The organism is Laedolimicola sp., from assembly GCF_051972735.1.
Taxonomy (GTDB): domain Bacteria; phylum Bacillota; class Clostridia; order Lachnospirales; family Lachnospiraceae; genus Laedolimicola; species Laedolimicola intestinihominis.
The window spans coordinates 1-13,257 of sequence record NZ_JBOKYU010000054.1 but is presented as its reverse complement, the minus strand read 5'-3'; the positions used below and the strand labels follow the sequence as shown (position 1 = coordinate 13,257).

The window sequence follows — 13,257 nt, the reverse complement described above, 5'->3', positions numbered from 1 at the left end:
CGGATATCGCCCAGGCGTTGGATGCGATTTAATGCAATAGAATTCAATTTTTGTGAAAAAATCGTCTGTATTTGCAACTGTTTTTCAGGAATGGTGCAGATACAGACGATTTTATGCAAGGGGAAAATCCTTTGGAATCCCCTTCAATATCACTTATTTCTCCGGGAACATTTTCCGGAAAATCAGTCGGATAAACGGTCCGCAGTACATCAGCTGCCAGAAGAAAGCCACCGGGAAATTCATGAAAGTGGTCTGCAGCCAGACAGCAATAAACTGAGAGCCGGCGTTTTTGAAGAGCAGGGTTGCAATCAGACTCATGACCGGACACATGATGCAGATAATCATGACAGAGATAGCCAGCGTGATAACGATCGGGCGATCCTGCGGCGTTACCATGCGGAAAGCGAGCTTGTGAGCCAGGTTATCAACCACAAAGAACTCCAGGATAAAAGCTATCGGCCACATGATGACCATTTCATGAAAAGCCATCAGAAAGACCTGATTGCTCATTTCTCCGATATTCAGGGAAATGTTGTAGCAGATCATAGCATAGACCATGAGGAAAGCCATCATAAGAGTGAAAATGACATTTTGAAATTTTGTTTTTGGCATAAAATTGTTCTCCTTTTCGAAAAATGGGTACAAAAAAGACACATGTGTTGTTCGTTATCAAGAGCGAAGCGCTTGTGTCGTTTCCAATTCTATACCAGTTCTGATTTGTTCTGTGAAATTGTCCGCCGCTTATTATACGGAAAAAGGGATTCAAATGTCAAGAAAAAATTATAACAAATTACTTTTACATGTTACACATTATACTTTGGAAAATAAATATGGAAGGAATAATAGAATTTACAAATTATCCATAAACTGGTAAAATAATAGCGCCGAACTGTGCCGAATGGTTGCAGTTGGCACTATTTTTAGCATTACTTTTGAGACATACAGTCCCAGATAATTTGGGCAGGATAGACAAAGGAGGGGAAGCTCATGTCAGAGGAAAGAATGAAATTCAGTGATATGTCGGCGAGCCTGAAGCTGCGTTACGTGATTTATCGGCTTCTGAGCCTGGCAGTGATCGTGGCCGGAGCCATGTTTATTGTGAAAGGCTATTACAGCAGGTTTTTCATCAGTGTAGGTGCGGTAATTCTGATTATCGGCGTCGCCATGTGGATGATGGCGTCACCGGACAGCTATAACTCGTCCACGGATATGGTACAGATGATTGCCATGGATCGTCCCCGGAAAATTGAAGAGTTTTACGAGGCCTATAAAGATGTGCCCACACCTCTGGGCTCCTGCTATCTGGCAAAGTTCCTCACCATGAGACGGCCCGTATTGGCTTTTGGCCCCAGCAGCGAGGGAGATTACCTGTATTTCTGGCTGACCGGCGACGGCAATCTGGGTTATATCGGTTATTCGTTCCTGACAAGTATGATAAAAGAAAGAATCACTGAGCCTCTGCATCCGTTAAATGAGAATTTCGGAACCAATGCTGCGGCCTATATCTGTTATCATTCAGACATTATGCTGATGCAGAAGGATCTGCAGGAAAGCATGGAGCATTTCGTAAAGACGGGAGAGGTACTTCCGGTGCTGGAGTCCAGGCCTTCCACAGTTTACACCTTTACTGAGGATTTCAAGCTCATGGGACAGCGCTTTGATCTGCGGAACGAAGATGGCGAACTGATTTACCATATCGAGGGAACCATGCCGCTGAAGCAGTTTTACATCTATGACGCTCAGAATACCGAGATTTTCCGGGTGGAAAAACGGATCCTCCACGCCCTTCCCACCTACGATTTCTATTACCGGGGAGAGGAGTATGGCAGATTGGAAAAGAAGTTTCAGCTGATCAGGGATACCTTTACCATGAATGTCAAAGAAGGTAAGCTGGTGCTGCGGGAGTACGCAGGCTCCCTGGGGCATAATTTTTTCGTCCTGCTGAATGACCGGATGCTGGGCAGTATCATGGAGAATCTGGAATTTACCCTGAAAAATGTGGTCTTTGACAATTCTGTGGTCATCTGCTATGAGGAGCAGTATCTGCCTCTGCTGACTGCAATGGCCATTATGGTGGCGCGGGAGATTGCGAGAGACGACGAGAAGGAGAACGCATAGTTCTGAAACATTTCCGATAAAGGAGAATGCTATGAAAAGAAAGATACAGTTTGGTGCAGCCTTCATTTCGGCGGTGCTGCTTCTGGCCGTGACGGGCTGCAGCAGTTCAAAGGAGGAGTTGCCGCCCACGGATGAAGGGCAGGAGGCTCTTAAAAATGCCAGTGTCCTTACCATGAAGGGGGATCTGGATGATATCGTGGCGGATTCGGATATCTGGGCAGACGGACAGGCAGCCGGACACATACAGGAGCGGGGCTTCTGGGACAGTAAATACACCATCAGCACCGGCAGTGACGAATCCTGGTTTTATCTGCGCTATGTGACCGACGAGCCCATCAACGATGTGGAGGGGGTCATCAGCGGCAACACCTACGGATACTATGACATGAACGATAACTGTCTGGGTTACGCCCAGAAGCAGATCCTGGAAACGGATACCCTGGAAAGGGACTGGTATACGGTATTCATGGACGCAGATGGCAATCCAAAAGATTATCTGGCCGATGACGATATCATGCGGATCTTTGATTACGATGGAAATGTGATTGCCACGGGCAGTTTTTCCTTTGGCGGATTCTTCCATTACGATGAGTATACCATCGAGGTGAAGGAGGAAGAAGGAAGCGAACGAAAGATGGATTTCGAAGATAAGATGTGCGCGTTCCTGAGGATCCATTATAAGGTCAACAGTGATTATGGCGGCTAAGGCAGGGGACTGTTTTGGAAAATAGAAAGTGAAATAATAAAAACGGCTGAATGGATCTGTAGCAGGATCCGGACAGCCGTTTTTTGATATAATACAGTGGAAATAAAATTTTTCCGGACGCATGCGACCAAACCCTGTTCCCATGCATCTAATCTATGTAAAGCAAATGCAGCGCGCAACAAAATAACCAAAGCCGGCGGGAAGGAAACTATGAAAAAAGAAGAACTGGGAGAATTGATCCTGGCATCGGAGGACGCCATGTATCATGTGGCCAAGACCCTGTTATACAGCGACGCGGACTGCGCCGACGCCATTCAGGAGGCCATTGTAAAGGCATTTTCCAAATTATATACATTGAAAAAGGACGCTTATGCGAAAACCTGGCTCATGCGGATTCTGATCAATGAATGCTACGGCGTCATGCGGAGGGAAAAGCGCGTCGTATTCCTGGAGGATTACCGACAGGAGGAAAAGGCGGAGGAGCAAAAGGATTATTCGGAGCTCTATGAGGCCATTTACCGGCTGTCGGAGGAGATGCGGTTAAGCGTGACTCTCTACTATCTGGATGGGTACAGTGTGCGGGAGATTGCGACTATGATGGAGACCACAGAAAGCGCCGTGAAAAACCGCCTGGCCCGGGCCAGACAGCGGCTTAGAAACGAACTGGCCGAACGGGCAGCGCAGTAAAAGGAATGTAATGTAGAACAAATTTTAGTAAAAAGAAAAGGACGGAGCAGGGTATGAAATTAGAAAATATGAACCGTGATTTTCCCAAAATGCCGGAGGAGATGCGGCAGATGATTGAACAGGAGGTAGAAAAGCAGCTGGCAAAACCGGATATGCTTCCCGGAAATCGAAAAACCGGACGCCATATTCCAAAGAAACGGCTGGTCATGGCTGTGGCAGCGGCCACACTGGCCCTTGGTACTACGGTATTTGCAGGGGTTCTCTATGGCCTGAAAAATAACCAGGTAGGTAAATATGCTTACGAGACGAAGCAGGAGCGTCAGGACGGCGCACAGGACGGCACTGTGGCGTCTGGGGACTCGGAGCATTACGTGAAGATACAGGCTTCCTATCTGCCCGACGGCATGGTACAGACGGAAGAGGGCAAATACAACTACCGGGATGGCCGGGGCGGAGTGACCATTGGCTGCTATTACATGGATACCGGAGATACATCCTTTGAAGCGTTGAACTATAATGTGGTGGAAAAAGAAGAGATGAAGGTGAACGGCCGCAACGGCGTCTATCTGAAAAAGGCGCTGGACGCCTACAATCAGAGTCTGTATGTGGCCTACCCGGAGGAGCATCTGGTGATGGAAATGCTGGCAAGCTCCGATATATCCAAGGAAGAGGCCCTGAAAATCGCCCAGGGTGTGACTGTGACGCCCACCGAAGAGACCGTCGGGGACGATGTGATGCTCTGCTATAACTGGAGCAGGTATCTGGATGCGGAAAAGGAAAACGCACTGGCGGAAGAAAGCTCCGATTCGGTAGAAATGACATTTTCAAAGGAACTGCTTGGAAAAGCCGAGAGTATCGGCGCGACGCTTTCTATGGAACATAACGGCCTGGAGAAATTACCGGGTCTGACTGCGAAGGTGACGGATGTACAGGTGGCTGATAACAAAAACATCCTGCCGGAGGGCATGCTGGACACGGACGCAGCCACCGCCTTTGACGCAAATGGAAACCTGAAGAGCAGCACCATTTCCTATATCCGGGAAGGAGACGGTGTCGATACCCTGGCTCAGGTAGTAAAGACGGAAAAATCCAAAAATAAGCTGATCTACGTGACCGTTGAATATACCAATACCGGAAGCGACATATTGACCGATATCATGTACAACGGTTCAATCCAGCTTCTGGAGACCAAAGGCGACCGGGCGAGCGTATGGCATCGGGAACTGGAAACACCCGCTGCAGGCGATGAGTGGGACTATGTCGTGGAGGAAGGCCTGATGCTGACGGCTGAAGTCGGCGCCTACGACGTTCGCGGCGGCGAGCGGGGGAACAATTACATTGATACGCTGAAACCCGGCGAGACGGTCACCGTTCACGAAGCGTTTGCGGTTCCTGCAGACAAGCTTGGCGAAATGTATCTGAACCTGGACGGCACGGGCGAAGCGCAGAGCGCGCTGGAAAATGGATGGATGGTAGATATCCGGAAGTAAAATAGTTATAAGTAAAGATTTGGATATGAGAGAAAAAAGATCGGAATCTGTTTTTCCGGTCTTTTCTCTTGCATTTATTGCTCTCTGTGTTATAATTGTTCAAAAACGAACTATTCAAAAAAGAATAAAAGGAGAATCAAATGGTTACGGAAATTGAATTTCCAAGGAAGCTTCTGCTGGCTTATAATGCCATGTGTAAGCCATTGTGCAGAAAGCTGGGATTGCCCCAGACGGCCTTCGATATTCTGATGTTTCTCGGCAATAACCCGGAATACAGGACAGCTCGTGATATCGTAGAGGTGCGGAATATCAAGGCTAATCTTGTTTCTGTCAATGTGGATCGGCTGGTGCAGGAGGGATATCTGGAGCGCCGGAGTGTGGCGATGGATCGACGGAAGACGGAGCTCATTTGTACAGAAAAGGCGAAATCACTGATGGAAGAGGGCCGGGCAATGCAGCAGGCTTTTTGGGAAAAGCTGTTTGACGGAATGGATCAGGAAGCCCGGAAGGCTTTTATGAAGGCTTTGGACAGCATTGGAAAAAACGCAGAAGAAATCCTGAAGGGAGAATATTAAAATGAAAATCTTACTTACTTTACTTGTGACTTTTTTTGCCGGTATGGGCGCAGGCCTGGGAACCGGATTCGCCGGTATGAGCGCAGCGGCGGTCATCAGCCCCATGCTGATTACATTTCTGGGAATGGAGCCCTATATGGCGGTGGGCATCGCCCTTTCCTCGGATGTGCTGGCCAGCGCCGTATCCGCTTATACCTATAAGAAAAATGGAAATCTGGATGTGAAAAACGGTCTGATTATGATGGTCAGTGTGCTGGTATTTACGGTGGTGGGAAGCTGGGTATCCAGTCTGGTGCCGTCCACGACCATGGGAACCTTTTCTGTCTTTATGACCTTCCTGCTGGGCATCAAATTCATCGTGCGGCCGGTTATGACCACGAAGGAGGCCATGCAGGGCGTATCCGCGAAGAAGCGGGCGATTCAGTCCGTGGTCTGTGGTATCTTCATCGGCTTTATCTGCGGCTTCGTGGGCGCAGGCGGCGGTATGATGATGCTTCTTATCCTGACCTCGGTGCTGGGCTACGAGCTGAAGACAGCGGTGGGAACCAGTGTGTTTATCATGGCCTTCACAGCATTTACCGGAGCGGTATCTCATTTCGCCATCGGTGGCACGCCGGACTGGACGGTCTGGATTCTCTGCGTGATCTTTACCCTGCTCTGGGCGCGAATCGCGGCGGTGTTTGCCAATAAAGCGATCCCGAAGACCCTGAACCGGGTGACGGGTGTGATTCTGGTGATTCTCGGAAGCGTGGTTATGGCATTTTCCATGTTTGCGTAAAAAAGAGAGTGAATTCGGTACAAAAAAGTCCTCGGAGCAGCTTCGGGGACTTTTTTTGTGCTCTTTAGTGTATTTGTAAAATGAATTTACTTTTATCTTGACAAATAGTAAGAGCAATGTATTATATAAATAGAGATAAAGTAAAACTGTTTTATGAATACAGATAGAGAAAAGATATTTACTTGGGAGGCAGCTTTTATGCCGAAAACAGGAGTCAACAACACAAGACTGAAGCAGCAAAACCGGGGGCTGATTCTCCAGCTTATCGCCACGGGGGAATGCAGTTCGCGCATCGAGCTGGCGCAGCAAACCGGGTTGTCAAAAATGACAGTGACCTATATCGTCAATGAGTTTCTGGAGCAGGGAGTTCTGGAAGAACGGGAAAAAATGCAGGTGGATGGAAAGGGACGTAATCCGATTCAGCTTTGTATTTCCCACAGGGCGCCGAAGCTGATTGGTGTGCATATTCATCGGGAACGATGCAGTGTTTTTCTCTGTGATATGCATTTGCAGGTTCTGAAAAAACTGGAATACCAGATGAACGAAAACGTGGCGGAAGAGTTTTTCCCTCATATATTTCGGTCGATTGATGAGATATTGGATACATTTCCGGAGGAAAAGATTTTCGGGATTGGAATTGGCTCCATGGGACCGGTGGATACGCTTTATGGAGAAATTCTGACGCCCATCGATTTTTATGGACTTCATGATTTGGAAGTGAAACGAAAAATTCAGACGCGATATCATCTGCCGACATATTTTGACGGAGAATGTAATTGTGCCGCGATTGCGGAAAAGTATTACGGCAGTGGCAGCGACTGCGATGATTTCCTTTATGTGGGTCTGGGAAATGGCGTGGGCGTGGGAGTAATCGTAAATGGAGAGTTGTACAAAAACGGGACCGGTATGATTTGTGAACTGGGCCATACCAGCATTGACTGGAATGGGATTCCCTGCGACTGCGGAAACAGAGGCTGTCTGGAAAAATATATATCGAGTGATATCATAGAGAGAAGGCTTATGGAAGCTACGGGCGATGGGAAACCCTTTGCAGCCTTCTGCAGTGAGATGGAGGACGCGCTTGTAAAAAAAGAAAAGGGAATGGAATGGACAGAGCGGGAAAAAAAGATGGATGTCATCTTTTCGGATATGACAGAAAAGCTTGCATGTGGTCTTATCAGTTTTTGCAACAGTTTCAATCCGCAGAGGGTCATCATAGGACATGAGGGGTGGTGGATTCCGGATTATTATCTGCTGCAGGCAGAAGAGATTCTGAACTGTCGTCAGATATTTCGAAAATATCGTAAGATTCCGATTGTAAAGGCATTTTTCGGAACGGAATCTACAAGGATTGGCTGTACCGGCGCGTTGCTGACGGCAATTTTTAACGGAGAGTTAATTTGAATTTTTTATATAAGAGGAGGATTTTAACATGAGAAAAATCAAATGGGGCGTTATGAGACGAGATTTGTCAAGGGTATTTTTTCATAAAAGAACGCCCTATGCAAAATCTGAACCGAACAGTAAAAGCGGACAATAGGCAAAACGCCCCTATGTAGGAAAACAAACTACATAGGGGGTGTTAGAAGAAAAATGCAAGGTTCATCTTTGCCTTAATGCGATTGATTCACCCGATTTTGCTCCAGCTCGGCTCTGAGAATGATACCGAGGGTAAGGCAAAAGTCAGGGTCTTTCAAGTTGCAGCCGAGCATTTGTGTGATATGAGCGAGGCGGTCTAAGAGCGTCGAACGGTGCAGATAGAGCGCTGCCGCCGTTTTGGTAACGGAAAGATTGTTGTCAAGGTAGACGCGCAGCGTCTCCAGATACGAGACCTGCGAGCCCTCGTCGTGCGCCTTAAGCTTTTTCAGGCCGTCCGGGTAATAGACCCACGAGGGCCGGCCAGCCAACGCACCGGACAGGAGCTGGGGCAGCAGATAGTCCTGAAAATAGAATACAACGCTGCTCTCGTCCCGCGAAAGCCCGTTTTGCAGTGCGCTGGACGCCTGAAACCACGCCTGATTCGTCTCATACAAATTGGAAAACACGCTGGAAACACCACAGACCAGTCCCAGCCTGTCCAGCAGCGGCAAGAGCTGCGCCGTTGTTTCCCTTTCTGCCTGTTCAGCGGGCAAAAATGCAACGACAGCACGTTCATATTCAAACGCCATTGCGCCGGGATGCCGTTCCTCCAGAGCGGCGGAAAGATAAGCGCCGGGCAGGAAAGTTGCGCCGGCCTTCGGCTGGAGCCGGACACAGACCCAGTCCGTCTTCCCATTTTCCTGGCTGAGCGCCCGCCGCAGCTCAAAATCGACCGGCTGCCCGGCAATGACGCTGCGCAGCGCACGGCGGACGGCGGAACGGGTACTTGCCAGGACAGGATTCTGCTGGATGGCCTGCCGCAGGAGCTTGGCAAAGAAGACAGCAAGCGACCGATCAGACTCCCGCAGCGGCCGGAACGCCTCAAACACCGTAAGACAGCCGAGGTATTCCTCCTGATCGAACACATTGACCGACAACGTTCGCGTATTTTGCAGTTCCAGCAGGAGCGGCTCGTGCACATGGGTAGAAAGATCATGCAGGGACAAAAATGTCGCCATTTTCTCTGCGTCGAAGGTTTCGGTGTCTAATCGGATGCCGAGATCCTTTTGAAAATATTCCTCATCCGTAACCGCTAGGTAACGGAAGTCTGAGCCAATGAGCAGCACTGGATTTTCAAAGACGCCCCGGCTAGCCGTCAGCATTTGCGGCAGACCCGCTCCATGGCGGAGGATGTGCCATAGTTGTTCTTCCCATGCTTCATACCGATCAAAAATGTGCTGCACTAGATTAAACACGCGGAAAATATCCGTGTCGGCTTCGATGACGATCACGCTGCACCGGTTATAAAATGTCGTCAGATTCCAGTGCTGCCCGAGGCAGACGAGGCACACATTCTCGTTCAGCGACGGATGCACGGGCAGGTGATCGGCGGAACAGACGTAGACGCGGTTTTTCTCAAAGGTCTGTGATTGGTCGAGATAAAATTCCGGCCGGATCAGCTTTAATTCCTGGCTGCCAGCACCGTGCATCTCGACGGCTTTCAGTTCCTCCTTCAACTTCCAATAGAGAATATCCGCGCACAGCTTCATAAGCAGTCCCTCATTTCAAATTTTTGTTCATTTTATTATATTTCGACTGCTCCTGACTGTCAATGCATAACCGTACAATTTAAATGGTTATGCATGTGAATTCGCGTTAAAATTGCTGTTTTGCACAAAAATCACACCTGCAAATTGTATGACTTTCCAGTATACAAAGTGAACGATTGCAAGCTGCAAAAAACAAACTTTTTGTAGGATTTTCGCTGTGTGTCCAGCGGCTTATAATAGATGTATCGTAAAAACAAAATAGGAGGAATACCATGCTGAAAGAAAAACTGGATTCCAGGAAATGCTTCGCGACCGCGTGGGGCAAGCTCATCACAGAGGAGGAAGCCTACCGGCAGCTGAACCGCCAGATCGCCGCCATGACCGCCAACCTTTTCCAGGTCATGCGGATTTTCGAGCCAAGCTGGGAAAAACGCACAGAAGCCATCTGCGACATCGCCAACATGATGAATATGGCCGTCGCGGGAACCCCGGAGGAACAGAAGAACTATGTCAACGCTTCGCTCTATGAAGCCTTCAACATCCCGGAGCTGTGCGAAAAGTCGAGCTGGCTCGGCGGCATCACCGGCGACTCCGGCGATGAGTGGGAGAACATGGCGGGCCGCGTCGTGCAGTTCACGCGCAACCGTGTGGAAAAGGAGCTCGACACCTGTCCGTGGGACATCGTCGGCAGTGAGCTCTGCAACATGACGACCAGTATGTTCACGGCGAACTTCGACCTCGCGTCCTCCAAGGGCACGGAGAACGAGGTCGCGCTCAACATGTGTCAGGCCCGAGGCTGCGGCAACAAGCACTGCCGCGTCGTCGCGGAGCGCCGCGACGTGTACGGCCTTCCCAAGCAGGGATGGCTCGACCACATGCAGCAGCCCGTCGACCCCATCCACGACACCCCGCGCGAGCGTATGGTCAAGGAAGGCCAGTGCCTGCGCAACGGGCAGTACACGCAGAACTTCGGCGAGGAAACGTCGCTCGAAAAAGCGTACCACTGGGTCGCGCAGATGGGCTGGGTCTGGTCCATCCAGTTCCCGATGATGGCCATCAAGGACATGGCCCCCGATGAAGACGAGTTCCTGCGCGTGTTCCGTATCGTCTTTGCGACTGCCGGCAAGAACCAGTTCATCGATCCGTTCGCCAAAGAGGGCCTGCGCAGCTACCTCGGCGTGCCACACGAGATGGACGAGAACGACGGCCGGATCCTCGGCGGATATATCCGCTATATGCTCGACGTGCAGCAGGTGCCGTATGAGATGGTGCGCTGGACGAAGGACGAGACATGGATCAAGGTCAAATCAGAGGACTTCACTGCACGCTATGAGATGGCGCCGCTCGACGAGCTGGTCGACGCCTACGAAGCGCAGTGGAACGGCGCGGCAAAGACGCTCGTCAGTCCGGAATGGTCCTGCGTCATTGAGGACCGTGACGAGGAAGATATGCTCATCAAGGTTATCCGCAAGGAAGACCTGCGGATGCTGTAAGGAGGTGCGGGAATATGCTGTTTAAGGAAGACAAAGTTGCGCGCGCCGATGCCGAAGCCATCCGCAAAGGGGTCGGCTTCTACCGCTGGACGCACGATCTGGTGGAGATCACCGGCAAGGACGCACTGGAAGTCCTGCAAAAAATTTATATCAGCGACATTTCTAAGGTCGCCGTCGGGCGCTCGAAATACACCGCCTCGCTGGACGAAAACGGCGAGATCATCGACGACGTGATCGTTATGCACATGGCGGACGGCCTGTATTGGGTCTCCGACCTCTACGGCCCGCGCCTGCTGCCGTGGATCGAGCAGCACAAGGGAGAGGCTGATATTCACGCGAAGATCATCACCTACGACTGGGATATGTACGCCGTGCAGGGCCCGGACAGCCTCAAGGCGATGAACGCCATGCTGGACGCGCCGGTCGACGACCTGAAGCGCTTCGGCATCTGTGAGCGGAAGCTCGGCGATATCCCCGTTTATATCCACCGCTCCGGCTTCACCGGCGAAAACGGATATGAGATCTACTCCGCATTCGACAAGAGCGCGGAAGTTCACGACTTGGCGCTGAAGGCAGTCGCGTCCGTCGGCGGCCGCGAGCTGCAGACGCTCGAGGTCTACGTCCGTTCCATCCCGATGGAAAAGGGCTTTGCACTGAAGCAGGACTTCAAGCATTTAAGCCCGTATGAGTGCGGTCTCGGCTGGGCGGTCGCCGCCGACAAGGACTTTATCGGCAAAGAAGCGGCGCTGGCACGGAAAGAGCACCCGAAATACCGTATGGTCGGTCTGGAATTTTCCCGCGAATCGACGGAGGATATCTCCATTTGGGAGCGTGTGTACTGGTACGGCGTCGAGGTCGGCCGCTGCGCGCAGACCATCTACGGCTATACCGTGAACAAGAACATTGGCTTCGCCACCGTCTGCGCGGACGTGCCCGACGGCGCGGAGCTGACCGTCGGCTGCAACGATTCGCCCGCTGTTGTCGTAAACAAGGTTTTCTGCTGAGGAGGACATTATGGGAAGATTAGATGGTAAAGTCTGCATCGTGACCGGCGCTTCCGCCGGGATCGGGCGCGCCACGGCGGAGCTGTTCTGCCGCGAGGGCGCGAAGGTCGTGGCGGTCGCCCGCCGCGAAGAACGCCTGAAGGAGTTGGCCGAGGAATGCAAGGATGCTCCCGGTGAAATGACGTGGTACGCGGGCGACGGCGGCGACCCGGCGGTAGCCGTGGGCATGGTGAAAAAGGCAGTCGAGACGTTTGGACGGCTGGACGTTGCCGTCAACTGCGCGGGCGTGATGGACGACAATACCGCCATTGCCGATATGTCGGATGAAATGCTGGAAAAGACGTTCCGCATCAACACGTTCGGCCTGATGTACGGCCTGCGCGAGGAATGCAAACAGTATCTGGCACAGGGCGACGGCGGTGTAATCGTCAACATCTGCTCCGTCGGCGCAACGCACCAGACCGCGGGCGCGGCCTACTGCGCGAGCAAGGGCGCGGTGCTGGCGGCGACGAAGAACACGGCGTTCATGTACATGGAGGAGGGCATCCGCTGCAACGCGCTCTCGCCCGGCGGCGTCGTGACCGATATTCCGCTGGTCATGCCGCCCGCCGACGAGTTCGGCTTCGGCAGGACCAGCAAGCTGCTGGAGTTCTCCGGCGAGCTGGCCATGCCGGAGGACTTGGCAGATGCGATTTTATTCCTTGCCAGCGACCAGTCCCGCTATGTGAACGGCGAAGAACTCAAATGCGACGGCGGCTGGACGTGCTTCTGAAAGAATACAAACGAAAACACAGCACAGGCGGCCTATACAGAGCCGCCTGTGCCGTATCCAAATCAGGGAGGTCACACATGAAGAAAACAATTACGGTCGTGACAGGCGGTCACGGCGGCATGGGAAAAGGCGATCTGTAAGGAACTCGGAAAAACGTCCGTGATCGTGCTGGCGGGGCGCAACCTCGCAAAGATGGAAGCGGCAAAAGTGGAGCTGGACGAGCTTGGCGTGGAGAGGCACCTTTGCAAAACGGACATCGCGGATCGCGCGCAGGTGCAGGCGTTGGCGGAGTTCGCCGCTTCCCTCGGTGACGTGACGCAGGTCATCCATACCTCCGGCGTCTCGCCGAGCGACACGGCGACGGAAAATATTATCCGTATCAACGCGGCCGGTACGGTCAATATGGTCGAGGCATTCTATCTGGTGCTGGCCGGGGGCGGCGTGATGATCAATTTCTCCTCCGTCGCTGCCTACACCATGCCGCAGACAGACGAGTGGCCGTAGGC

At 51.6% G+C, this 13,257-nt stretch carries 13 protein-coding genes; 11 read left to right on the top strand and 2 right to left on the bottom strand.

Going from position 1 to position 13,257, the window contains the following annotated elements; translation table 11 throughout:
* Nucleotides 1-153: 153 nt before the first annotated feature.
* Nucleotides 154-612, bottom strand: coding sequence for a DUF2798 domain-containing protein (locus tag ACTRC3_RS10480; protein WP_349163943.1), 459 nt, complete (start codon nucleotides 610-612; stop codon nucleotides 154-156).
* 375 nt (nucleotides 613-987) lie between these two features.
* On the opposite strand from ACTRC3_RS10480, the gene ACTRC3_RS10475 reads away from it, so the two are divergent.
* The 7 genes from ACTRC3_RS10475 (at nucleotide 988) to ACTRC3_RS10445 (ending at nucleotide 7,758) form a co-directional block, all read left to right on the top strand.
* Entirely contained in the window at nucleotides 988-2,118 is a 1,131-nt protein-coding gene (locus ACTRC3_RS10475) for a hypothetical protein (RefSeq protein WP_440323022.1), read from the top strand.
* Nucleotides 2,119-2,149: 31 nt separating this feature from the next.
* Entirely contained in the window at nucleotides 2,150-2,824 is a 675-nt protein-coding gene (locus tag ACTRC3_RS10470) for a hypothetical protein (protein ID WP_440323021.1), read from the top strand.
* 210 nt (nucleotides 2,825-3,034) lie between these two features.
* Nucleotides 3,035-3,511: a sigma-70 family RNA polymerase sigma factor gene (locus tag ACTRC3_RS10465; protein WP_440323020.1), complete on the top strand. Its 477-nt coding sequence runs from the start codon at nucleotides 3,035-3,037 to the stop codon at nucleotides 3,509-3,511.
* A 53-nt stretch (nucleotides 3,512-3,564) separates the two neighbouring features.
* Nucleotides 3,565-5,001, top strand: a complete 1,437-nt coding sequence (locus tag ACTRC3_RS10460; protein ID WP_440323019.1) for a DUF4367 domain-containing protein — start codon at nucleotides 3,565-3,567, stop codon at nucleotides 4,999-5,001.
* A 140-nt stretch (nucleotides 5,002-5,141) separates the two neighbouring features.
* Nucleotides 5,142-5,576 (top strand): MarR family winged helix-turn-helix transcriptional regulator, encoded by a 435-nt coding sequence (locus tag ACTRC3_RS10455; RefSeq protein WP_440323018.1) that lies wholly within the window; start codon nucleotides 5,142-5,144, stop codon nucleotides 5,574-5,576.
* A gap of 1 nt (nucleotide 5,577) precedes the next feature.
* Complete coding sequence (locus tag ACTRC3_RS10450; RefSeq protein WP_440323017.1) at nucleotides 5,578-6,354, top strand: sulfite exporter TauE/SafE family protein; 777 nt, start codon at nucleotides 5,578-5,580, stop codon at nucleotides 6,352-6,354.
* Between the two features lie 198 nt (nucleotides 6,355-6,552).
* Nucleotides 6,553-7,758 carry an ROK family transcriptional regulator gene (locus ACTRC3_RS10445; RefSeq protein WP_440323016.1) on the top strand — a complete coding sequence of 402 codons (1,206 nt, stop codon included), beginning with the start codon at nucleotides 6,553-6,555 and terminating at the stop codon, nucleotides 7,756-7,758.
* A gap of 209 nt (nucleotides 7,759-7,967) precedes the next feature.
* Here the strand turns inward: ACTRC3_RS10445 and ACTRC3_RS10440 are convergent, their stop codons facing one another.
* Complete coding sequence (locus tag ACTRC3_RS10440) at nucleotides 7,968-9,482, bottom strand: PucR family transcriptional regulator (RefSeq protein ID WP_349163937.1); 1,515 nt, start codon at nucleotides 9,480-9,482, stop codon at nucleotides 7,968-7,970.
* A gap of 272 nt (nucleotides 9,483-9,754) precedes the next feature.
* Between ACTRC3_RS10440 and ACTRC3_RS10435 the strand changes: the two genes are divergently transcribed.
* From ACTRC3_RS10435 to ACTRC3_RS10420, 4 genes are all read left to right on the top strand, one after another.
* Nucleotides 9,755-10,975, top strand: a complete 1,221-nt coding sequence (locus ACTRC3_RS10435) for a hypothetical protein (protein ID WP_349163936.1) — start codon at nucleotides 9,755-9,757, stop codon at nucleotides 10,973-10,975.
* 14 nt (nucleotides 10,976-10,989) lie between these two features.
* Nucleotides 10,990-11,979 (top strand): glycine cleavage T C-terminal barrel domain-containing protein, encoded by a 990-nt coding sequence (locus ACTRC3_RS10430; RefSeq protein WP_440323015.1) that lies wholly within the window; start codon nucleotides 10,990-10,992, stop codon nucleotides 11,977-11,979.
* A 10-nt stretch (nucleotides 11,980-11,989) separates the two neighbouring features.
* Nucleotides 11,990-12,751, top strand: coding sequence for an SDR family NAD(P)-dependent oxidoreductase (locus ACTRC3_RS10425; protein ID WP_440323014.1), 762 nt, complete (start codon nucleotides 11,990-11,992; stop codon nucleotides 12,749-12,751).
* Between the two features lie 132 nt (nucleotides 12,752-12,883).
* The gene (locus ACTRC3_RS10420) at nucleotides 12,884-13,255 is read left to right on the top strand and encodes an SDR family NAD(P)-dependent oxidoreductase (protein WP_440323023.1); all 372 of its coding nucleotides are present in this window, start codon (nucleotides 12,884-12,886) and stop codon (nucleotides 13,253-13,255) included.
* Nucleotides 13,256-13,257 lie beyond the last annotated feature (2 nt).

Bases quoted from the DNA above. Each gene is read 5' to 3' on its own strand.
- ACTRC3_RS10480 (WP_349163943.1), bottom strand. From the start codon at position 612: ATGCCAAAAACAAAATTTCAAAATGTCATTTTCACTCTTATGATGGCT.
- ACTRC3_RS10475 (WP_440323022.1), top strand. From the start codon at position 988: ATGTCAGAGGAAAGAATGAAATTCAGTGATATGTCGGCGAGCCTGAAG.
- ACTRC3_RS10470 (WP_440323021.1), top strand. From the start codon at position 2,150: ATGAAAAGAAAGATACAGTTTGGTGCAGCCTTCATTTCGGCGGTGCTG.
- ACTRC3_RS10465 (WP_440323020.1), top strand. From the start codon at position 3,035: ATGAAAAAAGAAGAACTGGGAGAATTGATCCTGGCATCGGAGGACGCC.
- ACTRC3_RS10460 (WP_440323019.1), top strand. From the start codon at position 3,565: ATGAAATTAGAAAATATGAACCGTGATTTTCCCAAAATGCCGGAGGAG.
- ACTRC3_RS10455 (WP_440323018.1), top strand. From the start codon at position 5,142: ATGGTTACGGAAATTGAATTTCCAAGGAAGCTTCTGCTGGCTTATAAT.
- ACTRC3_RS10450 (WP_440323017.1), top strand. From the start codon at position 5,578: ATGAAAATCTTACTTACTTTACTTGTGACTTTTTTTGCCGGTATGGGC.
- ACTRC3_RS10445 (WP_440323016.1), top strand. From the start codon at position 6,553: ATGCCGAAAACAGGAGTCAACAACACAAGACTGAAGCAGCAAAACCGG.
- ACTRC3_RS10440 (WP_349163937.1), bottom strand. From the start codon at position 9,482: ATGAAGCTGTGCGCGGATATTCTCTATTGGAAGTTGAAGGAGGAACTG.
- ACTRC3_RS10435 (WP_349163936.1), top strand. From the start codon at position 9,755: ATGCTGAAAGAAAAACTGGATTCCAGGAAATGCTTCGCGACCGCGTGG.
- ACTRC3_RS10430 (WP_440323015.1), top strand. From the start codon at position 10,990: ATGCTGTTTAAGGAAGACAAAGTTGCGCGCGCCGATGCCGAAGCCATC.
- ACTRC3_RS10425 (WP_440323014.1), top strand. From the start codon at position 11,990: ATGGGAAGATTAGATGGTAAAGTCTGCATCGTGACCGGCGCTTCCGCC.